Genomic DNA, 22,503 nt, shown 5'->3' with positions numbered 1-22,503 from the left:
GTCGCGCAAACTCGCGACCGGCTCGGGTTCAATGAAGCGTCGCGAGATAAGCGGACAGCGCGGCGGCATCGCTCGTCGTCAATGCGATGCTCGGCATCAATGCTTCCGGTTTGATTCGCTGCGCGTGCTGTACCCAGTCGAGCAGATGCTCGGGCGTGTTCGTCAGCGCACCGGCCGCGATCAGACGTCGCGAGCCGAGGTGCGTGAGGTCGGGCGCTTGCGAGCCATGCGCATCGGTGCCGCGTATCGTGTGGCAGCCTGCACAGCGCTCGTCGAACAGTTTCTTGCCCGCGCTGAATTGCGCGTCGTGCGCACCGTGCGCCGATGCCTGCGTCGGCATCGCGTTGCGCCCTTGCGCGTCTCGCCACGCATCGAAATCGGCGGCGCTTTGTGCGACGACTTCGAAGGCCATATGCGCATGCTGCGCGCCGCAGAACTGCGAACACTGTCCGCGATAGACGCCGGGACGATCGGCCTGAATCCATTGCTCGTTCGTTTGACCGGGAATGGTCTGCGTCTTGCCGGCAAGCTGCGGCACCCAGAACGCGTGGACGACATCGGCGCTTTTTAACCGCACCTTCACGGGCTCGCCGACAGGAATATGAATTTCGTTGGCGGTACTGAAGTTTCGCGCGGCGTCGGGGTCGTCGGCGTAATCGACTTTCCACCACCAGTCGTAGGCGGTCACGGTGATGACAAGCCGCGCATGCGATGCGGGCGAAGCGACGGATTCGAGCGTCGTCATCGTGTAGACGAGCATGCCGAGCAACGCCACACACGAGCCACCGGTCCCCACATAAATCCAGCGCAATCCGCCCGCTTCGGGACCGATCGTGTCCGCCGGTTCAGCAGGCCGCTTGCGAGCGAGCGCCACGACAAGCAAGCCGCTCACGATCAGCACCACCAGCACGACGATTGCAGTCAGCACCCAGCCGAGGCGCATCGTCGGCGCAGCAGCGGGCCCTGCGGTGTGGAGAAAATACGCGAGGGGCGCGGAGTCGGCAGAAGCTGTGGATGGAAGAACAGCGCTCGCGGACAGCAGGCTCAGCACGAACCACGCGCTCTGACGCGCGAAAAAGTTTGCCCTGTCCGATGTGATTCGCGCGGTCCTCGTGCGTGACATGCCGCTCGGCTCCGATTCGGTTTCGATCTGGGACTCACGCTGCGCGGCGCGGCGCCCGACCCTCGTGCGAAGTGCCCGGCGCTTCGTCGAGCAGCGCTCATCGCGCAGCAAGAAACGAACCTTTCAGACCGCTAAACACGGGTCAGGTCTCGCACTTGCTTTATCGACACACGATCAATTCAACATCAGGAGCTTGCCTTGAAACATGCCTCTCTCGCCACGGCTCTCGTGGTTTCATTCGCGTTCGTTCACGCCGCGGCGCATGCCGAAGGTTGCACCAAAGGCGCGGTGGTCGGCGGCGTCGGCGGACATATTGCGGGTGGCCACGGCGTGGCCGGCGCAGCAGCAGGCTGCGCGATCGGCCATCATGAAGCAAAGAAGAAAGACAAGGCGGCCAGCGCGGCGGCGGCCGCCAGTCAGCCTGCGGGAAAATAGCAGCTTGTGATGTAAAAAAGACCCGCGGCGATCGGACCATCTTGCAATCGTGCGGTCTCCAGCGGGTCTCTTTCAATCGTCTTGCACGCTCAGCCTGCCGCGCTGACTTTTTCCGCGAGCTTCGCGTCGTAACTCGAATGGACGTGCACGCGTTTGCGCTCGGGATACGCATACGAATACGCTTTGCGCAGCGCGAGCGACGCCTCGTGAAAGCCCGACAGAATCAGCTTCTGCTTGTTCGGATAGTTGGCGATGTCGCCGACCGCGAAGATGCCTGGCCGCGAGCTCTCGTAGTTGGACGTATCCACATCGACGCGGCCGCCGTGCAGGCTCAAGCCCCACTGCCCTATCGGACCGAGGTCCGCGACCAGTCCGTATAGCACGACGAGCTGTTCCGCCGGCAACTCGGTCTCGCCCTCGATATGTCGCAATGTGATGGATTTGAGTGCAGCGCTTTCGGCTTTCTCTTGCGCGTCGCTTTGCACCTTCAGCCCTGAAATCGCGCCGACAATAAAGTCCATCTCGCCGGCTTCGACCGCGCGCCGCATCAACTCGACGCTTGAATCGGCGGCGCTGAATCCGTTGCGCCGATGCACGAGCGTTACGCGCCGCGCGACCTTGCGCAACGCGAGCGCCCAGTCGAGCGCGGAATCGCCGCCGCCTGCCACGACCACGGTTTTGTCGGCGAAATCGGCGAGACGCTGCACGCTGTAGTGCACATGGCGCGATTCGAGCGGCACGGCTTCGGCAAGCGGCAGCTTTTGCGGCACGAATGCACCGTTGCCCGCGGCCAGCATGATTGCCGCGACGTCGAACACAAGACCGCGATCCGTGCGCACGGTCCACCGGCCGTCGCTGCGCTGCTCGACGGATTCCACACGCTGCTCGAGATGAATCGGCACGTCGAACGGCTTGCATTGCGCGAGCAGGCGGTCCACGAGTTCACGCGCCGTGCACGATGGAATCGCGGGAATGTCGTAGATCGGCTTGTCGGGATAGAGCTCGGTGCATTGGCCGCCGATCTTGCCGAGTGCATCGACGATCTGGCAGGACAAGCCGATCACGCCGGCCTCGAAAGCGGCAAAGAGCCCAACGGGACCCGCGCCGACGATCAGCACGTCGGTGCGGATAGGCGGTGAACCAGGTTGCACAACAGGCTCGGCGGCGGACGTCATTCGCTATCTCTTCATAAGGTGATGACCCACCATACCGAATCGCCGTGAGCGCGGCAACGATGCCATTACAGCCAGCAAGGGCGCTTAAGCGGGGATTCGCAGCCGGTTGCGGACATTCAAGTGGCCACCTACAAATCGTCGAAAATGGCCATTTTGCAAAGCCAATGCCAAGACTAGTATTCACTCATCGCATCACCGGATGCGTCCCACCAAAGCGAAGGAGTGAATCATGAAACAACGTCTGAACTACTACAAAGCCAGTCCCGCTGCGATCAAGGCAATGCTGGGCCTCGAAGAACGCATCGGCAAATCGTCGATTGAAAAGTCGCTCGCGGAACTGGTTCGCCTGCGTGCGTCGCAGATCAACGGCTGCGCGTTCTGCGTGGACATGCATACCACCGACGCCCGCAAAGGCGGCGAAACCGACCGCCGTCTTGCAACGGTCGTGACGTGGCGCGAAACGCCGTTCTTCACGGATCGCGAACGCGCCGCGCTCGAATGGACGGAAGCGTTGACGCTCATCTCGCACGATCACGTGCCCGACGCCGTGTGGGAAGCGGTCCGCCCTCACTTCAGCGACGAAGAACTGGTCGACCTGACGCTGCTCGTTTCCACGATCAACGCCTGGAACCGCTTCGCGATTTCGTTCCGCTCGATGCCTGAATAAGCGCGTCACTGTACATAGCAGCACCGCTGGCGCAGCGCCTCTTTCAACTCGGCTGGATCACGCGATTCAAAGAGGCGGCTCGCGCTGCGCACTCGTACCGCACACCTCCAGCGCTCGCACGCCGTCCCCATTCCCCGCCTTGCAACACCGCTCAATGCCGTATCATTGAAGCGTTTGCTGACAAAAAACTCCGCTTAACCGGCGCCCATGCGCCGCCGCTTGCCATCACATGACCAGGGATTCGTCGCATACCGCGCTGCTGTGGATCGTCGCCGCGGGCTTCTTCATGCAGTCGCTCGACACGACGATCGTGAACACGGCGCTGCCGTCCATCGCGCACAGCCTGCATGTCGCGCCGCTTGCAATGCAGCCGATCGTGGTCGCCTACACGTTGACGATGGCGATGCTCACGCCCGCCTCCGGCTGGCTCGCCGACCGCTTCGGCACGCGGCGCGTCTACTTCGCCGCGATCCTCGTCTTCGTGATCGGCTCGATTTGCTGCGCGAGCGCGCACACGCTCGGCGAACTCGTGCTCGCGCGCGTGCTACAAGGCGTGGGCGGCTCGATGCTGCTGCCGATCGGACGCCTCGCCGTGCTACGCAGCGTGTCCAGCGAGCAATACGTCGCGGCGCTCGCGTTTATTTCGGTCGCCGGTCAACTCGGCCCGATTGTCGGACCAACGCTCGGCGGCTGGTTCGTCCAGGCGATCACATGGCACTGGATCTTTCTGATCAACGTGCCGATCGGCGCCGCCGGTCTCTACGCGGTGCAGCGTTTTTTGCCGCCGCACGGCGAGACCCAGGCGCCGCCGTTCGACTTCATCGGCTGCGGGTTGTTGTCGCTTTGCATGATCGCGTTTTCGCTGGCCGTCGATGCGCCCGTGCCGACGCATCAGGCGGCGTGGTCCGCGGCGCTGTTCGCGCTCGCGGCGGTGAGCGCGCTCGCCTACATTCCGCACGCGAGGCGGCGGCGTAACCCGCTCTTCAAACTGTCGCTGTTCAGCGAGCCGAATTTCAGCGTGGGGCTGATCGGCAACCTCGTGTGCCGCATCGGCTCGAGCGCCGTGCCGTTTCTGGTGCCGCTGCTGTTGCAGCTTCAGCTTGGCTACACGCCGCTGCATTCGGGGCTGATGATGCTGCCCGCGGCGCTCGCCGGCACGGTCGCCAAACGCTGGATCGCGCCGCTCGTGCGGCGCTACGGCTACGACCTCTTCCTGCTGGTGAATACGCTCATCGTCGGTTCGTCGATTGTGGCGTTTGCGTCGATCTCGCGCGGCACGCCGCTCATCGTCGAAATCGTGATTCTCGCGATATTCGGCGCAGCCAACTCCATGCAGTTCGCGGCGATGAACAGCGTCACGCTCAAGGGCCTCTCGCACGAAGACGCCGGCAGCGGCAACAGCCTCTTTTCGATGGTGCAGATGCTGGCGATCGGCCTGGGCGTGTCCATCGGCGGCGGGCTCGTGAAGCTCTTTGCCGCGCAATGGGACTCGGCGGCCCTCGGCTTCCGGCTGAGCTTCGTCTGCGTCGGCGCGATCACACTGCTGTCCGCGTGGGTGTTCCGCCATCTCGACGCGGCGCCCGCCGTGCGCGCGTCGGCTAGCCAGGGCGCGGGGCGCTGATTCGGGTTCGGGTTCGGGTTCGGTAACGTTGCAACTGAGTCCGCGCCGCCGCGTTGCTTTCACACGCTGTCGCTTCTGATATGCGCCGCGCATGACGGACCCGCGATCCTTCGTGGACGGGCTCTCCGCCGCGCGTTTCGCGTTAGCATGTACCGCGTCAACGAACAAGAAAAGGATTCTCCGATGCCATTTGACGAGCGCGTGCTGAACGGCATGGGCGTGCTGACGGCGATCGTCGATTGCGGCAGCTTCGCGGCAGCAGGCGTCGCGCTCGACATGTCTCAATCGGGCGTGAGCCGTTCGGTGGCGCGGCTCGAGGCGCGGCTCGGCATCCGGCTATTCGATCGCACCACGCGCTCGGTCACGCTCACCGACGAAGGCCGGCGCTTCTACGAACAGATCGTGCCGCTGCTAAGCGGCCTCGAGGACGCGGCGGCCAGCGCCGCCCGAGGCGCGACGGCCGTGCGCGGACGCCTGCGCGTAAACATGGACCCGTTCTTTTCGCGCCTCGTGCTCGGACCGAGACTCGGCGGCTTTGTCGACAAACATCCCGATTTGCAGCTCGAACTGATCACGCGCGACCAGTTGGGCGATATGGTCGGCGACGGTTTCGACGTTGCAATCCGCTTCGGCGAGCCGCCGGTGTCGTCGCTGATCGCGCGCAAGCTGCTCGACACGCGCATTCTGACGGTGGCCGCGCCGTCGTATCTGAAGAAGCATGGGCATCCGGCAAATCCTGCGGAACTCGAAAGCGGCCAGCATGCGTGCATCAAGTTTCGCGATCCGCTGACCGGTTATCCGTTCAGTTGGGAGTTTCATCGCGGCCGCAAGAAAATCGTCGTCACGCCGCAAGGCCGCCTGACCGTCAACGATGTGGGCACCTTGCACAGCGTGTGCGCCGCGGGCCAGGGCATCGCGCAAATCCTCGCGCTCGGCGCGGAAGCCTTGCTCGCGAGCGGCAAGCTGGTCGAACTTTTTCCCGAATGGGGCGACGAGCTTTATCCGCTCTACGCGCTTTATCCGTCGCGGCACCATCCGCCGGCCAAGGTGCGCGCCTTCATCGATTTCATCATTTCGCTGACGGGCGCCGCTCACGCCGAGTGAAGTGCGGGCCCAGGCTTTGCTTCCTGAGTTAGGTCTTCAAGATCAGGAGAACGCCATGGCCGACCCCAAGCAAGGCAACGACAAGCCCGACGACATCGCCCATCCGCACCCCGCGGTACATAGCGACAACGAAAAGAGCAAGCTGCCGGAGCGCGGCGACGCCGACCGCGATCAGTCGCCGGCGGACCGTCCGGGTCAGAAGCCGGGTGAAGGCGAGCCGTCAGTCGGCTGAAATTAAGCGCAGGTCTGGAAGCGGCTTTGCTGCGTTGGAGCGCGCAAAGCCGCATAAATTTTTCCCTTTCCGCAGCTTTCATACAGCAGACATTTTTTCCGCTTTTTTACCGAATATTTTTTCGGCGCGATGCACTACTTTTCTGCTTGCAGCGATGTATGCGAACAAGCAGCCGGCTGCCGCCCCTTCAACAGATAACAAAGGCGACGCCCATGTCCATTCCCGCGCCCTCCGCCGAGCCAGCCAAAGTGTCGATCTGCGTGCCGACCTGCAACCGGCCGGAGCTGATCGTCGAGTGCATCGACTCGTGTCTTGCGCAGACCTACGGCAATCTGGAAATCGTGATCGGCGACGATTCAAACGATGCGCGCACCGCGCAGCTGCTCGCGTTGCGCTATCCGCACGAGTTGAGCGAAGAGCGCATCCGTTATGCGAGGAACGAGCCGCCGCTTGGCCAGGCGCGCAACGTCGCGGGCCTGTTCGAGCGCGCGCTCGGCGACAAGATTCTGCTGCTCCACGACGACGATCTGCTCACCACCGACGGCGTCGAAAAACTCGTGTCGCTGTGGAAGCTGCATCCGCAACTCGATGCCGCGTTCGGCGCACAGTACGAGGCGGACCATGACGGCGCGATCGATCTCGAGGCCAGCGCGCGGCTTAACGCGGCGTTCAGGCGCACGAAGGACGCCGAAGGCTTGCAGCCGCTGCCGGGCAGAACCGGGCTCGTTCAGATGTTCCCGAACAACGGCTGGATGGCGGACGCGCGGCTCGTTAGGCGCGTCGGCTATAAGGAGCAATACGGCGCGTGCTGCGACTTCGTGTTCGGCGCCGAGCTGTGCCTCGCGGCGCGCGAGGTCTTTTATCTGCACGATTACGTGTCGGTGTATCGCAAGACCGCGACTTCGATTTCGCACAGTACGCGCGGGACCGCGGCGGCAGCCACGCTGAGCGCCTACGCGTTCGTCAGGAAGCTGAAGTTGCCGCCGCAGCTCGAGCCTTCGCGCAAGCTCGCTCTGCGGCGGCTCGCGCCGATCGTCGTGTCGGTGCATGCGAGGAATCGTCAGGCGCGGCTCGGGTTGAAGATCGCGCTGGGTCATCTGTTCGCGTATCGGTATGGGTTCAGCGCGCGGCTTTACTACCATCTGCTGATGCTTTCGCGGGCTGCGGTGAATGCGCGCGCGCGGGCGGGGATTGCTGCGGGGGATGTGGTGATGGCGGAGACGGAGAGCGTGGTGAGGGCGAGCGCCGCAGCCACGGTTACGGCAGCAGCAACGGTGGCTGCAACCGCCGTGGCAACGGCGGCTCCTGTTGCAGCCTTGCCCGGCGAACCCGGCACAACCATCAAAGAACTTGTCGCGGAACTCACCGCCGACACGACGGAATCGCGCTGATCGCGGCGACGTCGTCGGCGGTCGTCGCCATGCGCCGTCAGCGCGTTTTCTGCTAAGCATCCTCTGCTTAGCAAAGGCGTATTTGTTGCTTGGACTCGCGCGCGCCGCTGATTACGATGAGCCGGACACGTCATCAAGTCCGAGGTGATTCGCCATGTCCGACAGTGCCTGTTTCAAGCCGCGTGTGATCGAGCCGGTCGCCGCCAATCAGCCCGAGGGATTGGGACTGGCGGTGGAATTGTGGCTTGCTCAACCCATCGACGGAATTGCCGGGCGAGCCGTGCAGATCCACCTGCGCAGCGACGCGAAGATGGCGCAGGCCGAGGCGCTGCGCGACCTCCTGCACGTACTCGGCACCGAAATCGTGGTGGCGTGAACACGCACTGAACACGCGCCTGAGCACGCACCTAAGCACGCACCTAAGCACGCACCCGAGCGCGCGCCTCGGCTCACGGTTCGTGACGCAAATACCCTTCTTTCGACGGATCGCGCATGCGCAGCGCGACGATGCCGGCGATCGCGCACATCAAGGTCACGTACCAGTAGAACATCGGTTCGCTGCCGGTCGACTTGAGCCACAGCGCCACGTATTCGGCCGAGCCGCCGAAGATCGCATTTGCCACCGCATACGAGAGGCCCACGCCGAGCGCGCGCACTTCGGGCGGGAACATTTCCGCCTTGATGAGGCCGCTGATCGACGTATAAAAGCTGACGATGGCAAGCGCCAGCACCACGAGACCGAACGCCGCATACGGGCTCGTCACGTCCTTCAGCGCATGCAGAAGCGGCACCGTGCCGATGGTCGCGAAGAGGCCGAAGCACAGCATCGAACGACGCCGGCCGATGCGATCCGACAGCGCGCCGAACAGCGGCTGAAGCAGCATGTAGACGAAGAGCGCTGCGGTCATCACGTTGCTGGCGGTCTTCGCATTCATGCCCGCCGTGTTCACCAGATACTTCTGCATATACGTGGTGAACGTATAGAAAATCAGCGAGCCGCCCGCGGTGAAACCGAGCACCGTCATGAACGCGACGCGGTGCTGCCACAAGCCGCGCAGCGTGCCCGCTTCCTTGCGCTGACGCGTCGCGGCGGTAGTGGTTTCATCGAGCGATTTACGCAGATAGAGCGCGACCAGCGCCGCGATCGCGCCGATCACGAACGGCACGCGCCAGCCCCATGCTTTGAGTTCCGCGGTCGAGAGCGTCTGTTGCAGGATCACCAGCACGAGGAGCGCGCACAACTGGCCGCCGATCAGCGTCACGTACTGGAACGACGCGAAGAAGCCGCGCCGCCCTTTCAGCGCGACCTCGCTCATATACGTTGCACTGGTGCCGTATTCGCCGCCCACGGAGAGTCCCTGGAACAGCCGCGCGACGAGCAGCAGCGCCGGCGCGAGCGCGCCAATCTGCGCGTACGTGGGCAGCACGGCGATCACCAGCGAGCCGCCGCACATCATGAAGACCGAGATCATCATCGCGGTGCGTCGGCCGTGCTTGTCGGCGAGACGGCCAAAGAACCAGCCGCCGATCGGCCGCATCAGAAAGCCTGCCGCGAACACGCCGGCCGTGTTCAGCAATTGCGTGGTGGTGTTGCCGCTTGGGAAGAACGCGGGCGCGAAGTACAGCGCGCAGAACGAGTAGACGTAAAAGTCGAACCACTCGACGAGATTGCCCGATGAAGCGCCGACGATCGCGAAAATGCGGCGCCGCGTGTCGTGGGCGGAGGCCACGCTGTGGTCTGTGAGGTCGGTCATGTTGTCTTCCTTGTCTCTTGAACGGAGGTGGCGGTCTTGGCGCCTCCTTCAGCACGCGATTTTTAGCGTGGGCGAATTTTACAGAATCGCAAGTGAAAGTTGGGGGTTTGTTGGCAAGCGCTACGGCGAGCGCCGTCGCCAGACCGGTCCCGGCACAGTTCAGAACTCATTTCCGGTTTATCCCTCGTGGTCTAATCGTGAGGTATAAATTTGACTGTTGTGGATTTATACCTTAATGCTCAATCACAGGGTATAAGGAGACGCCAGCAATGGCCAGCTTCCACAACGACGCATTGCAAACGCTGTATTCGTCCGTCACCGAGCGCGCCGGCGCACAAGGTCATATTCCCCTGCACTCTCCGGGCTCGGCGGCCCAGAAGACCGTCGACGGGAAAACGTACACCTACTGGCGCGTCTATCTGGCATCGGGAAAGCATAAGGAAACGTCGCTTGGCCGCGCAGGCGAGCCCGCTACCGAGGCTGCGCTCGAGGCGAAACTACTTGAGAGCGCGGAGATGCGCGCGCTTGCCGCCGAGGTCCACATACTGCGCAAGGCGAACTTTGCCGCCGCGGACAACTCTTCGGCGCTCACGCTGGCAACGCTCTTCAACGCGGGCATCTTCAGCCACGGCGGAGTGCTGGTCGGCTCCCACGCCTTCGGCGCGCTTCTGAACAGCCTGGGCGTGCGGCTGCCTGCGAACTACCGGACGGAAGATATCGACATTGGCAGCACCGGGAGCATTTCGGTGGCTATCCCCGAAGAGCGCAGCTTTCTCGACATCCTTCGTGATAGCGGCATTCCGTTTCTCGAGATGCCGGAACTGCACTCGCGAAAGCCGTCCACGTCGTTCAAGGCGCGTGGACAGCACCTCAAGGTGGACTTGCTCGTGCCGGGTACCGACGCGTACGAGACGAAGGCCTTGCCGCACTTGCGCGCCCACGCAACCGGACTTCCCTACTTCAGGTATCTGGTAACGAACCCTACGCAAGGCTTTATCCTCGGCAAGGAACACGTGGTGCCGGTCATGCTGCCCGACCCCGCCAGATTCGCGCTTCGCAAGCTTGTCGTCAACACGCTTCGCGACCCGTCGCGTGCGCTCAAGGCGGACAAGGACCGGCGGCAGGCCGCCGTGTTGATCGACGCGCTCGCGGAGAAGTTTCCAGACTGGTTGACGACAGCCGTCGACGAACTCGAGGAAAACGCGCGCCCCAGGGTCGGCACCGCGGCCACCCAGGCGCTAAACCTCGCGCCGGGCTTGTCGGAACGCGCCCGCGATTTTCTGGCTGATCTGGGTGCCCACGCGTAACCCGTGACAGGCCGCGCGAATCGCCTGCCAGGCTTCGACACCATAAAGACTGGCGCGCCGGCCACGACAGTGGCGGGCGCGCCCAAGAGACCCTCACGCCGTGAGACGTCCTCACGCCCTCACGGCCGGCGGCACGTAGCGGCACTCGTAACGCTTCCTGACCGTGCCGTTTTCGTCGACGCTTTCCAGATACACGTCGAACTGCCACAAGCGCGCCATGTGCTTGAGCACCTCGTCGCTATCGGACGAGAGATGCCGGTTGTCGCTCATGAAATGCCGCAGCGTCAGACTGCGGTCGCCGCGCGTATTCACCGACCACACCTGGATATTCGGCTCGCGATGATGCATGTCGTACTGCCGCGACAACGCCTGGCGCACGTACTGATAGCCGCTGTCATCGTGGATCGCCGAGACTTCCAGCGCGTCGCGCATGTCGTCGTCGAGTACTGAGAACAGCCGCATTTCGCGGATCAGATGCGGCGACAGATATTGCGCGACGAAGCTCTCGTCCTTGAAATTGCGCATCGCGTAGTGCATGGCGGGCAGCCACGGACTGCCGGCCAGTTCCGGGAACCACTTGCGGTCTTCCTCCGTCGGGTTTTCGCAGATGCGGCGAATGTCGCTCATCATCGAAAAACCCAGCGCGTACGGATTGATGCCGCTGTAGTACGGCTTGGTGACGGGCGGCTGATAGACGACGTTGCTGTGCGAATGGAGGAACTCCATCATGAAGCCGTCTTCGAGCTTGCCCTGGTTGTACATCGTGTTGAGCAGCGTGTAGTGCCAGAACGTGGCCCAACCTTCGTTCATCACCTGCGTCTGCCGCTGCGGATAAAAATACTGCCCCACTTTTCGCACGATGCGGATCACCTCGCGCTCCCAAGGCTCGAGCAAAGGTGCGTTTTTCTCCGCGAAATACAGCAGATTTTCCTGTGGCTCAGGCGGATAACGCTCCTCGATTTCCTCGGGCAACGGCGTATGCCGCGTGGGCAGCGTGCGCCACAATTCGTTCACCTGCGATTGCAGATACGCCTCGCGTTCGCGCCGTGCGGCGAACTCTTTTTCCAGCGACAGCTTCTGCGGACGCTTGTAGCGGTCCACGCCGTAGTTCATCAGCGCGTGGCACGAATCGAGCAGTTCTTCCACGCGGTCGAGCCCGAAGCGCTCCTCGCATTCCGCAATGTAGTTCTTCGCGTAGACGAGGTAGTCGATGATGGCATGCGCATCCGTCCACAGCCGGAACAGATAGTTGCCCTTGAAGAACGAGTTGTGCCCATACGCCGCATGCGCGATGACGAGCGCCTGCATCGTCATCGTGTTCTCTTCCATCAGATACGCGATGCAAGGGTTCGAATTGATCACGATCTCGTACGCGAGACCCATCTGCCCTCGACGGTAGCTTTTTTCGGTAGAGAGAAAGTGTTTGCCGAACGACCAGTGCCGGTAATTCACCGGCATGCCGACGGACGCATACGCGTCCATCATCTGTTCAGCGCTGATGAGTTCGAGCTGGATCGGATACACGTCGAGTTCATATTGCTCTGCAACACGGGCAATATGGGAGTCGTACTCCTCGATCAACTCGAAGGTCCAGTCGGACGGGCACGGCAAAGGCCGTCTATCGGCTACGTTCATACGGACTTCCCTTTGCCCCTCGATGGGCGTTCCGGTGTGTCCCCGTGCGTCAGCGTTGTCGACTGCTCCGGCTGCGGCGGCCCGCTCTTCGTCCGCCCCTGCCTCGGCATGCCCCGACTCACGCTGCGGCACGCCTGTCCCACGCTCCGGCTGATAGCCGCGCGCTTCGTTATGCAAATGTTTGGTCGTCATGACGACGCCACCTGCTTTTCAAACAACTCGCGAAACACCGGATAGATGTCAGCCGCGGTTTCGACCTTCTTCATCGCCATATGCGGCTGGCTCAGGGCCAGTTGCGCATATTCGAGCCACAGGTTCTGCTCTTCGGGCGTCACCTGAATATACGCAAAATAGCGCACCTTCTCGAGGATGTCATCCGAGAGTATCTTGCGGCACTTCGGCGAGTCGTCGGTCCAGTTGTCACCGTCGGACGCCTGGGCGCCGTAAATGTTCCATTCAGTCGGCGAATAGCGCTCGTCCATCACCTTCTGCATCAGCTCCAGCGCGCTCGACACGACCGTGCCGCCGCTTTCGGTCGAATGGAAGAACGTGTCTTCGTCGACCTCCTCGGCGCGCGTGTGGTGGCGGATGAACACCACCTCGATCTTTTCGTAATTGCGCTTGAGAAACAGATAAAGAAGGATGAAGAAGCGCTTGGCGAGATCCTTGCGCTGCTCGTCCATCGAACCGGACACATCCATCAGACAGAACATCACGGCCTGGCTCGACGGCGTGGGCTGCTTCACGCGGTTCACGTAACGCAGGTCGAACGGGTCGATAAACGGAATGCGCCAGATGCGCCCGCGCAGATGATGGATCTCGTCTTCGAGCAGCTTGATTTCTTCGCGGCGATCGTCGGGGTCGGCCTTCAGTACCTCGAGTTGCCGCTCCATTTCATGCAACTGGTTGACGAGCGGCGCACCGAGTGCGATGCGGCGGCCGAGCGCGCTGCGCAGCGAACGGACCACGTCGATGTTGTTCGGCGTGCCTTCGGCCGCCCAGCCCGCGCGGATGCTCTTCCATGTGGGCACGGCCATCAGATGGGTTTTGACGAGCCGCGGCAGTTCGAGATCGTCGAAGAAATACTGCATGAATTCTTCGCGGCTCAGCTCGAACACGAAGTCGTCCTGACCTTCGCCTTCGTTGCTCGCCTGACTGCCGCCGCCTCCGCCGCCACCGCCTTGCGGACGCTGAATCTTGTCGCCGCGGATGTAGTCGGAGTTGCCTGGATGCACCATTTCGCGCCGGCCGCCCGGTCCATGCCGGAACGACGGCTCCGCGATGTCCTTACGCGGAATGGTGATGCTCTGGGTGTTCTGAATGTCTTTAATGCTGCGGTCGCGCACCGCTTCCGAAACGGCGCGACGAATGTAGTTCTTGACGCGGCGCAAAAAACGCTCGCGATTTGCAATGCTTTTGTTCTTGCCTGCCAACCTGCGGTCGATGATTTGATGAAGCACGCCCGGTCTCCCATACTGCCCAAATTCGGGTGCGCGAGACGCACGCTGGATGGCCCGATGCTATGTCCATGCAGCTTGCGGCTCGCAGGGTGCTCGCGCGGTCGGACCGCGCGAGCGGCACGCAGTGCGTATCATGACGACTTGCGCACGCGCAGATACCAGTCACACAGCAAGCGCACCTGCTTCGGCGTGTAGCCCTTCGCCACCATCCGGTTGACGAAGTCTTCGTGCTTGCGCTGTTCTTCCGCCGAACCTTTGGCATTGAACGAAATGACCGGCAACAGTTCCTCCGTATTCGAGAACATTTTCTTTTCGATCACGACGCGCAGCTTTTCGTAGCTGATCCATGCAGGATTTTTCCCTGCATTCGCAGCACGCGCGCGCAGCACGAAGTTCACGATCTCGTTGCGGAAGTCCTTCGGGTTGCTGATGCCCGCGGGCTTCTCGATCTTCTCCAGCTCGGCGTTGAGCGCCGCACGGTCGAAGCTCTCGCCGGTGTCGTGATCGCGGAATTCCTGATCCTGAATCCAGAAGTCCGCATACGTCACATAGCGATCGAAAATGTTCTGCCCATATTCGGAGTACGACTCGAGATACGCCGTCTGGATCTCCTTGCCGATGAATTCCGCGTAACGCGACGCGAGCACGTCTTTAATGAACGACAGGTACTTCTGCTCGGTTTCCGGTGGGAACTGCTCGCGCTCGATCTGCTGTTCGAGCACGTACATCAGATGCACCGGATTGGCCGCGACTTCGGTCGAATCGAAGTTGAACACGCGCGACAGAATCTTGAACGCGAAGCGGGTCGACACGCCGGTCATGCCTTCGTCGACGCCCGCGAAGTCGCGGTATTCCTGGTACGACTTCGCCTTCGGATCGGTGTCCTTCAGATTCTCGCCGTCGTAGACCTGCATCTTCGAGAAGAGGCTCGAATTCTCGGGCTCCTGCAAGCGCGTGAGCACCGACATTTGCGCCATCATCTTCAGCGTGCCGGGCGCGCAGACCGCATTGGCCAGCGACGAATTGCGCAACAGCTTCTCGTAGATCTTGATCTCTTCCGAATAGCGCAGGCAGTACGGCACCTTCACGACGAAAATCCGGTCGAGCAAGGCTTCGTTGTTGCGGTTATTGCGGAAGGCTTTCCACTCCGACTCGTTCGAGTGGGCGAGGATCACGCCGTCGAAAGGAATCGCGCCGAAGCCTTCCGTGCCCTTGAAGTTGCCTTCCTGGGTCGCGGTGAGCAGCGGGTGCAACACCTTGATCGGCGCCTTGAACATTTCGACGAATTCGAGCAGACCCTGATTCGCAAGACACAGGCCGCCGGAGTAGCTGTAGGCGTCCGCATCGTCTTGCGCGTACTGCTCGAGCTTGCGAATATCGACCTTGCCGACGAGCGAGGAGATGTCCTGATTGTTCTCGTCGCCCGGCTCCGTTTTGGCGATGCCGATTTGCCGCAGGATGGACGGATAGCGCCGCACCACGCGGAACTTGCGGATGTCGCCGTTGTACTCGTGCAGGCGCTTGACCGCCCACGGGCTCAGAATGCTTTTCAGGTAGCGGCGTGGTATGCCGTATTGCTCTTCGAGGATCGGACCGTCCTCGTCGTAATCGAACAAACCGAGCGGCGATTCGTTCACAGGCGAGCCCTTGATCGCGTAGAACGGCACGCGCTCCATGAGCTGCTTCAAACGCTCGGCGATGGACGATTTACCGCCGCCGACCGGGCCCAACAGATACAGAATCTGCTTCTTTTCTTCGAGCCCCTGGGCCGAGTGCCGGAAGTAGGCGACCACCTGCTCGATCACCTCCTCCATTCCATAGAACTCACGGAATGCGGGGTATACCTTGATGACCTTGTTCGCGAAGATGCGCGACAGGCGCGGATCGTTGCGAGTGTCGATCTGTTCGGGTTCTCCGATTGCCGTCAACATGCGTTCGCCAGCCGTGGCGTACGCGGCGGGATTGTCTTTGCAGAGCGCGAGGTACTCCTCGAGCGAGAGTTCGTCCTCTCGCGTTTTCTCGAAGCGGGTCGCGAAACTGCTGTAGATATCCATGCTACCTCCTCGCCGAAGTCTAGACCGATGTCGTGCGCGGCGCGCTATTCGGAAACGACATCGCTCGAATTCATCCTAAACCCTTTTAAATTTTTTTTCACGAACTACGTTGCGAAAATCGCGCCGTGCGGGCCTCCCGACATTCATCACTTGGAAACACCGTTTCGACCACCTACAATCTTGCGCGTCGAACAGTGCCGCGAGCGTTGCTTCGCGACCTCGCTTCATAGTGTCGCTTCACACTTCTTTGACGGCACTCATCCAGCAGTTACATTCACGCGTTGCCTGCACACGCACGTCGCGTACCTTGAAGCCTGGCATCAGCCGCACATCGCGCATTTTCGCGCTACGTCCCCACTCTTTTCTGCTTTCGCCTCTTGCTTCCTTAACGCTTTGACACGCATTTGGTCTACCTGTGTGCGCATCTGTTACACGTCGATCGACCAAAGTTGCAAGCAGCGTTCGGCGTCGCACGTTCATGCAGTTCGTCCATGCACGCGAGCTTTTGTTCCATCACATCGCTGCGCATGCTTTGCTATCAATGCGATGCTTCACATGCTTTGCATAACCGCGTCGACGGCATGGTCGCCTTTGCTTCGCTTTACGTTGTCGATGTCTCGTTGGACTCTTGTTCAACTTTGTTAACTGGATAACGGCGCGGCGCGCAACCGCTTCAATAGGGTATACGGCTAAGGAGTCCTCGGCGACGCGTCAAATGTAAAACGGCCGCCCGTGGGCAGCCGCTTGATGATGAGTTTGTAATGCGCCGTTACAAGAACGGCGTCGAAAGAAATGCAGCGCTGTGTCACATGACACAGTGTCGCGCAATCAGGTCAGTTCGATCTCGACCTCTCCGAGTCCGTCGATGTGACCGCGCACGATGCCCGGCTTTCCCACTTTGTGCGCACCGACGTAAGAGCCGGTGGTCAGCGTCCATTCCGGTTCGATCGTGATGCCCATGGCGGCGCAATGGTTGACGAACCACACCAGCAATTCGCGTGGATCGCCGGCCGGATTGCCGGTGGCGTCGGGCACGAGCGACTCGCCGTCGAAGCTCAGTTCCAGTTCCGGCGACACGAAGTCGAAGCCGCGCGCGAGCCCCGCATACGGGACCGGATGACCGGTGACGAGCGCGCCGTTGTTTTGCGCGTCGGCGAGTTGAGCGAGCGGCGCGATGTTCGGCCATTCGGCGAAGCGGCTATCGACGATTTCAATGGCCGGCAGCACCACGCCGACGAGCGCGAGCACCTCGTCGCGCGTATAGGCGCGGCTGCGCGGCTCGATGACCTCGGTGAAACGGAACGCGATCTCCAGCTCGACGAGTACGCGAAAGAAGCCCGCATGCTCGACGCGCGCCGGCGAAGACCGCACCAGCGAAGCCGGGATCGGCGCGCCCGAGGTCGATCCGCCGGGCGCCTTCGCGCCGATCTTCCACGCGCCGGTGGAGTCGCCGAGGCCTGCTATGACCGCCTGCTGGATCGCATACGCGGTCGCGGCGTCGGGCGGGAGCTGTTCGGAGGGCAGCCCGTCGATCGGGCGATGCTGCCGGCGTGCTTCGACGAGGCGATGCGCGAGGTCGTGTGGCGTCATGTCGGTCCTTTGTGGCTGGCGCATTGAACGTGCGTTTGAAGCATGAGAAGCGTGAGGGCGAGCGGCTGGCCGGCCTGACGCTGACCGGCAAGCGGTGACGTGACGTGGAGCGCGATGCACCGGTCGGGCGCGGCGCCGACTTACACACTGCCGCTTTGCCAACCCGTGCTTCGCCCGCGATCCGGTTACGAATTACCGTCACCCGCCCGTCAATGTACCGGATCGCGAGGCTCGCCAGGGCGCCCACCGCTTCGCAAATGCGACTTAATGCGCACGCCATAAAAAAAGACCGCGGCTGCGTCAGCAGGCGCGGTCTTTTCGTTGCTGTCTTCAATATAGGCGGCTCGGGCGTCGTGGCGTCGATTCAGATGCCGTCGCGCCGGGAACGCCGGTTGCACGGCGCCTGGCCGGCGCTCGTGCAGCCGTGCGGCAAACGCCGCGGATGCCCGTCAGAACGTTTCCCAGTCCTGATCGCTGCCGGCGCTGACGACGGCGGCGGACTTCGCCGGCGCGCGCGGAGCCGGCGCGGCTTTCGGTGCCGCAGGCGCCGAGGCGGCCATAGCCGCGGCCGGCACATGAGCAGCCGTCACAGGCTGCGCGGCGGTTGCTGCGGCCGCGCGCGGCGCGGCGGCTGAGCGTGCGTGGGCGACGGTCCTGGAAACTGCCCGCGGCGCAGCAGACACGGCGCGCGCAGGCGTCGGCGTGTGCTTCGCCAACGAACCGCCCGACACCTTGCCTTCGTCGCTGAGCTGGAACACGGCGACCGCGCCGCGCAGCTTGTCCGCCTGGTCTTCGAGCGACGACGCTGCTGCCGCCGCTTCCTCGACGAGTGCGGCGTTTTGCTGCGTGACTTCGTCCATCTGCGTGACGGCGCGCGCAACCTGGTCGATGCCGCTGCTCTGCTCTTCCGACGCCGCGGCGATTTCGCCCATGATGTCGGTCACGCGCTGCACCGCGCCGATGATTTCGTTCATCGTGCGGCCGGCCTGATCGACGAGCGCCGAGCCCGATTGCACGCGGTCGACCGACGTGTCGATCAATTCCTTGATTTCCTTCGCCGCCGCCGACGATCGCTGCGCGAGGCTGCGCACTTCGCCCGCCACGACCGCGAAGCCGCGCCCTTCCTCGCCGGCCCGCGCCGCTTCCACGGCCGCGTTGAGCGCGAGGATGTTGGTCTGGAACGCGATGCCTTCGATGATCGAAATGATGTCGGCGATCTTCGCCGAGCTCTGGTTGATCTCGCCCATCGTACCGACGACCTGGCCGACCACCGCGCTGCCCTTGTTGGCGATTTCCGACGCATTGGCCGCGAGCGCGCTCGCCTGACGCGCGTTGTCCGCGTTCTGCTTCACCGTGCCGGTCAGTTCTTCCATGCTCGACGCGGTTTCCTGCAACGCCGACGCCTGCTCTTCGGTGCGCGAGGACAGGTCGATGTTGCCGGCGGCGATCTCGCGCGTGGCAGTCGCAATCGACTCGCTGCCGCCGCGCACCGCGCGTACCGTTTCGATGAGACTGCGCTGCATCTTCGAGATGCCTTCCAGTATCTGGCCCATCTCGTCGCGTGAGCTGACGACGACCTGGCGGCGCAGATCGCCCGCGGCGATCGCGTCGAAATGGTCGAGCGCCTCGGCGAGAGGCCGTGCGATCGCGCGGCTGAGCGCCACGTACGACAGCAACGCGGCGAGGATACCGGCAATCAGCGCGCCGATGCTGACCATGCGGAACATATGGAAGTTCGATTGCGCGTCATCGTAGCCGGCTTGCGCCAGCTCGAACTGATATTTGCGCAGTGCGTCGTCGGAGGTCGCCAGTTCGTTGTAGGCGCTTTGCAGAAGCTTGGCACCGTCGATCAGCTTGCTCTGGTCGCTCGCCGCGACCACTGCGGCGAACGCGTCGGCCCGCTGGTGCAGCGCGTCGCGCTTGCTGACCACGTCGCGCGCGAGACGGTCCTCGTCGGCGTCGCGCGGCAGATCCATATACTTTTTCCACCACATGTCGGAGGTCGTGCGCATCGAGCGCGCGCGTTCCAGCGTCGGCGCGCTTTCCGGCGTGCCGATCATGAAGGCCGCGCGATCGAGCGCGAGACGCTCGCGCGCCGCATAGAGTTCGGCGTTGCCGATGTTCACGGCGCTCGGCATCGAATTCGTGAAGGTTTCCTGGTAGGCGTAGTTGGAACGGCTCATGCCGAACAGCCCGAACGCGCCGATGCCCAGCAGCAAGGCGGCGAGAAAAGCCATCGTGAGGCCAATGCGGGCCTTGATCGAAATGCCCTTGTTCAACATAAAGTGTCCTGTGCTTGAGAGGCTGCTTTGCAGCAATAAAAGTCCGATGACGGCCCGCGCGCGGTTGGTTGTTATTGGTTTCGTCGGCGCTCTGATAGCCGCATTAACGGCAGTTGCGATGCGGACTTGAAGTTTTTATACGTCTGAGGAAAGGCGGGAGACGAGGCGGAAAGAGTTACAAGTTGGGTGGTAGGATGGCTGAGCGGGGGGGCGGTAGTTGCAAGGCTGCGCAGGGACAAGCTGGGAGCGACGGACGAATGCAGCTTGCCGCGAGGCGTCTGCGGCTCGAGCGGCAATGTGAGGGCTTTGAGTTGCGGGAAAGGAGACCTGCGGCTTGGGCCGCGCGTCTACGGCTCGGGCGGCAATGGCGAGTTTAAGCGGGCAAGCTGGCCCGCGCGCGCTTGGGCGCACCGCGTCTGCGCTGCACAGCCGAACCCGAGCCTTTGAACTACCAGGAAGAGACCAGGCGAGCGCAGTTCAGCGTCGCCCCCAACAACCTACCCGCCCAACTCCGCCCGCGTCGGAATCGAAGGCTGAGCGCCGGCGCGCGTCACCGACAGCGCCGCAGCGCGCTGCGCGAAGCGGATCGCCGCATCCACGTCCGCACCTTCCGCGAGCTGCGCGGCGAACCCGCCGATGAACGTGTCGCCGGCCGCCGTCGTATCGACGGCTTCGACTTTCGGCGCGTCGTACAGCACAGGCGCCGCGCCTTCGAGCGCCGCCTGCACACCGCGCGGGCCGAGCGTCACCAGAACATTGCGCGCGCCCGCCGCGCGCAGCACGGCAGCGGCCGTCGCCGCTTCTTCCGGCGAGCCGACCGGCAAGCCGGTGAGCGTCGCGGCTTCCAGCTCGTTCGGAATCAGATAGTCGATCAGCGGCAGCCACTCGGCGGGCAGCGGCCCGGTGGCCGGCGCGGGGTTCAGAATGACCGTCTTGCCGAGCCGCCGCGCCGCGGCAAGCGCCGCATGCACCGTGGCGAGCGGCGTTTCGAGCTGGCAGATCACCACGTCGGCGGTGGCCAGCACCGCTTCGTGGCGCGCGATCGTCTCAGGCGTGACCTCGCCGTTGCTGCCGGCGACGATCACAATCGCGTTCTGACTCGCATCGTCGACGACGATCAGCGCCACGCCCGTCGCCTCGCGGCCGGTTTCGAGCGCCGCGCAGTCGATGCCTTCCGCCTCCAGCCCCGCGCGCAATTGCGCGCCGTTCGCATCGGCGCCGACGCAGCCGAGCATCGACACCTGCGCGCCGAGCCTCGCTGCGGCCACCGCCTGGTTGCCGCCCTTGCCGCCCGCGACCTGCGCGAAGGTGCGGCCGGCCAGCGTTTCGCCGGGATGCGGCAGACGCGGCGCGCGCGCCACCAGATCCATGTTCAGACTGCCGACCACTGCCACGCGTGAGCGCGTTTCCTTACTGGCCACTCATTTCTCCCGTTCTCCTGCCTTTAACCTGCCGATACGCGATTGCTGCACTCAGACCCGATCGATCACGCGGCCAGATGACGCTTTCCCGCGCCCGCCCACGTCGCCGTCGATTCGCGCACGATCAGCCGCGGCGACACGACGCGCCTGCGCCCCCCCGGCCGCGCGTTCGCCGACGACTTGCCGGCAATCCGTTCGATCAGCGTCTGTGCGGCCATGTCGCCGAGCGCGCGCACCGACTGCCCGACCGTCGACAGCGCCGGATAGGTGAAGCGCCCGAGTTCGATGTCGTCGAAACCGATGATCGAGCAGTCGCGCGGCACGCTGATATTGCGCTCCGCCGCCGCGCGCAGCGCGCCGATGCCCATCATGTCGTTGCAGGCGAAGATCGCCGACGGCTTCACGGTATCGAACAGTTGCGCCGCCGCGCGATGGCCGCCGGTGCCCGAAAAATCGCTTTCGACGATCGCGTCCGGCGGAATCTCGATGCCGCGCTCGCTCATCGCGCGAATGAAGCCGTGCACGCGCATCGCGCTCACCGCCGTGTCGACCGGCCCGCTAATGCAGCCGATCCGCACGTGCCCGAGTTCCAGCAGATGACGCGTGGCGAGATACGCGCCCTTCTCGTGATCGATCTGCACGAGGTCCGCGTTCACGCCTTCAATATTGCGGTCGACGATCACAAGCGGCTCGCGAGCGTCGGCAAGCGTCTGCGCGAGGACCGCGTCGTCGCCGGCGGACGCGACGATCAGCCCGTCGATACGCTTTTCCTGCAGCACACGCAGATAGTTGCGCTGCTTCGCGGGGTCGTCGTCGGAATTGCAGAAAAACACGCAGTAGCCGTTGCGGGAGCAACCGTCCTCGATGCCGCGCGCCAGTTCCGCGAAATACGGGTTGGTGCTGTTCGGCACCACGAGTCCGATGGTCGCGGTGGCGCGCGCCTTCAGCGAACGGGCCACCGCCGAGGGCACATAGTGAAGCTGGCGGATGGCGAGCTCGACCTTCGCGCGCACGTCGGCCGACACCGGCCGCGAGTTGTTCACGACGTGCGATACCGTCGTGAAGGACACGCCCGCCACGGCTGCTACATCCTTGATCGTCGCCATAACCTGTTGCTCTCCCGCCTGTTTTTCCCGCCAGTCAGACTTTGCGCCGACCCCGGGACGTCCTCATCGAACACGCCGTACTCGTGAATTCTTACGCTTTACCGCAAATCGCCCTTCTGGCACCCGCCACACGTTACGCTGAACAT

General features: G+C 63.1%; 18 protein-coding genes. 8 read left to right on the top strand and 10 right to left on the bottom strand.

Going from position 1 to position 22,503, the window contains the following annotated elements:
* Positions 1–28: 28 nt before the first annotated feature.
* Positions 29–1,123 (bottom strand): cytochrome c oxidase subunit II, encoded by a 1,095-nt coding sequence (coxB, locus tag AB6809_RS07870; protein WP_371026273.1) that lies wholly within the window; start codon positions 1,121–1,123, stop codon positions 29–31.
* Between the two features lie 198 nt (positions 1,124–1,321).
* On the opposite strand from coxB, the gene AB6809_RS07865 reads away from it, so the two are divergent.
* Positions 1,322–1,558: a hypothetical protein gene (locus AB6809_RS07865; RefSeq protein WP_006053184.1), complete on the top strand. Its 237-nt coding sequence runs from the start codon at positions 1,322–1,324 to the stop codon at positions 1,556–1,558.
* An 89-nt stretch (positions 1,559–1,647) separates the two neighbouring features.
* Here the strand turns inward: AB6809_RS07865 and AB6809_RS07860 are convergent, their stop codons facing one another.
* A complete protein-coding gene (locus AB6809_RS07860; protein ID WP_371026272.1) occupies positions 1,648–2,733 on the bottom strand; it encodes an NAD(P)/FAD-dependent oxidoreductase in 1,086 nt (361 codons plus the stop codon).
* Positions 2,734–2,962: 229 nt separating this feature from the next.
* On the opposite strand from AB6809_RS07860, the gene AB6809_RS07855 reads away from it, so the two are divergent.
* From AB6809_RS07855 to AB6809_RS07830, 6 genes are all read left to right on the top strand, one after another.
* Positions 2,963–3,400 (top strand): carboxymuconolactone decarboxylase family protein, encoded by a 438-nt coding sequence (locus AB6809_RS07855; protein ID WP_029968571.1) that lies wholly within the window; start codon positions 2,963–2,965, stop codon positions 3,398–3,400.
* A gap of 229 nt (positions 3,401–3,629) precedes the next feature.
* Complete coding sequence (locus tag AB6809_RS07850; RefSeq protein WP_371026271.1) at positions 3,630–5,021, top strand: DHA2 family efflux MFS transporter permease subunit; 1,392 nt, start codon at positions 3,630–3,632, stop codon at positions 5,019–5,021.
* Positions 5,022–5,204: 183 nt separating this feature from the next.
* Positions 5,205–6,125 (top strand): LysR family transcriptional regulator, encoded by a 921-nt coding sequence (locus tag AB6809_RS07845; protein ID WP_006053188.1) that lies wholly within the window; start codon positions 5,205–5,207, stop codon positions 6,123–6,125.
* Positions 6,126–6,180: 55 nt separating this feature from the next.
* On the top strand, positions 6,181–6,357 hold the full coding sequence (locus AB6809_RS07840; protein ID WP_006053189.1) for a hypothetical protein: 177 nt from the start codon (positions 6,181–6,183) through the stop codon (positions 6,355–6,357).
* 212 nt (positions 6,358–6,569) lie between these two features.
* Positions 6,570–7,748, top strand: coding sequence for a glycosyltransferase family 2 protein (locus AB6809_RS07835; RefSeq protein ID WP_371026270.1), 1,179 nt, complete (start codon positions 6,570–6,572; stop codon positions 7,746–7,748).
* 154 nt (positions 7,749–7,902) lie between these two features.
* The gene (locus tag AB6809_RS07830) at positions 7,903–8,124 is read left to right on the top strand and encodes a hypothetical protein (RefSeq protein WP_006053191.1); all 222 of its coding nucleotides are present in this window, start codon (positions 7,903–7,905) and stop codon (positions 8,122–8,124) included.
* Between the two features lie 73 nt (positions 8,125–8,197).
* Here the strand turns inward: AB6809_RS07830 and AB6809_RS07825 are convergent, their stop codons facing one another.
* Entirely contained in the window at positions 8,198–9,502 is a 1,305-nt protein-coding gene (locus tag AB6809_RS07825) for an MFS family transporter (RefSeq protein ID WP_006053192.1), read from the bottom strand.
* 269 nt (positions 9,503–9,771) lie between these two features.
* Between AB6809_RS07825 and AB6809_RS07820 the strand changes: the two genes are divergently transcribed.
* The gene (locus tag AB6809_RS07820; protein WP_371026269.1) at positions 9,772–10,809 is read left to right on the top strand and encodes a GSU2403 family nucleotidyltransferase fold protein; all 1,038 of its coding nucleotides are present in this window, start codon (positions 9,772–9,774) and stop codon (positions 10,807–10,809) included.
* Between the two features lie 111 nt (positions 10,810–10,920).
* On the opposite strand, the gene AB6809_RS07815 is transcribed toward AB6809_RS07820, so the two are convergent.
* From AB6809_RS07815 to AB6809_RS07785, 7 genes are all read right to left on the bottom strand, one after another.
* On the bottom strand, positions 10,921–12,636 hold the full coding sequence (locus tag AB6809_RS07815) for a SpoVR family protein (RefSeq protein ID WP_006053194.1): 1,716 nt from the start codon (positions 12,634–12,636) through the stop codon (positions 10,921–10,923).
* Positions 12,633–13,904, bottom strand: coding sequence for a YeaH/YhbH family protein (locus AB6809_RS07810; RefSeq protein ID WP_006053195.1), 1,272 nt, complete (start codon positions 13,902–13,904; stop codon positions 12,633–12,635). The genes AB6809_RS07815 and AB6809_RS07810 overlap by 4 nt, the downstream gene beginning before the upstream one ends.
* A gap of 131 nt (positions 13,905–14,035) precedes the next feature.
* The gene (locus tag AB6809_RS07805; RefSeq protein ID WP_013339422.1) at positions 14,036–15,958 is read right to left on the bottom strand and encodes a PrkA family serine protein kinase; all 1,923 of its coding nucleotides are present in this window, start codon (positions 15,956–15,958) and stop codon (positions 14,036–14,038) included.
* Positions 15,959–16,786: 828 nt separating this feature from the next.
* On the bottom strand, positions 16,787–17,548 hold the full coding sequence (locus AB6809_RS07800; protein WP_006051705.1) for a 2-keto-4-pentenoate hydratase: 762 nt from the start codon (positions 17,546–17,548) through the stop codon (positions 16,787–16,789).
* Positions 17,549–17,997: 449 nt separating this feature from the next.
* Entirely contained in the window at positions 17,998–19,830 is a 1,833-nt protein-coding gene (locus AB6809_RS07795; RefSeq protein ID WP_371026268.1) for a methyl-accepting chemotaxis protein, read from the bottom strand.
* A 497-nt stretch (positions 19,831–20,327) separates the two neighbouring features.
* On the bottom strand, positions 20,328–21,251 hold the full coding sequence (gene rbsK, locus AB6809_RS07790; RefSeq protein ID WP_371026267.1) for a ribokinase: 924 nt from the start codon (positions 21,249–21,251) through the stop codon (positions 20,328–20,330).
* Between the two features lie 65 nt (positions 21,252–21,316).
* A complete protein-coding gene (locus AB6809_RS07785; RefSeq protein ID WP_006051708.1) occupies positions 21,317–22,357 on the bottom strand; it encodes a LacI family DNA-binding transcriptional regulator in 1,041 nt (346 codons plus the stop codon).
* Positions 22,358–22,503 lie beyond the last annotated feature (146 nt).

Source organism: Paraburkholderia sp. RCC_158 (assembly GCF_041355255.1).
Classification (GTDB): domain Bacteria; phylum Pseudomonadota; class Gammaproteobacteria; order Burkholderiales; family Burkholderiaceae; genus Paraburkholderia; species Paraburkholderia graminis.
This window is presented reverse-complemented; position numbering and strand designations above follow the sequence as displayed.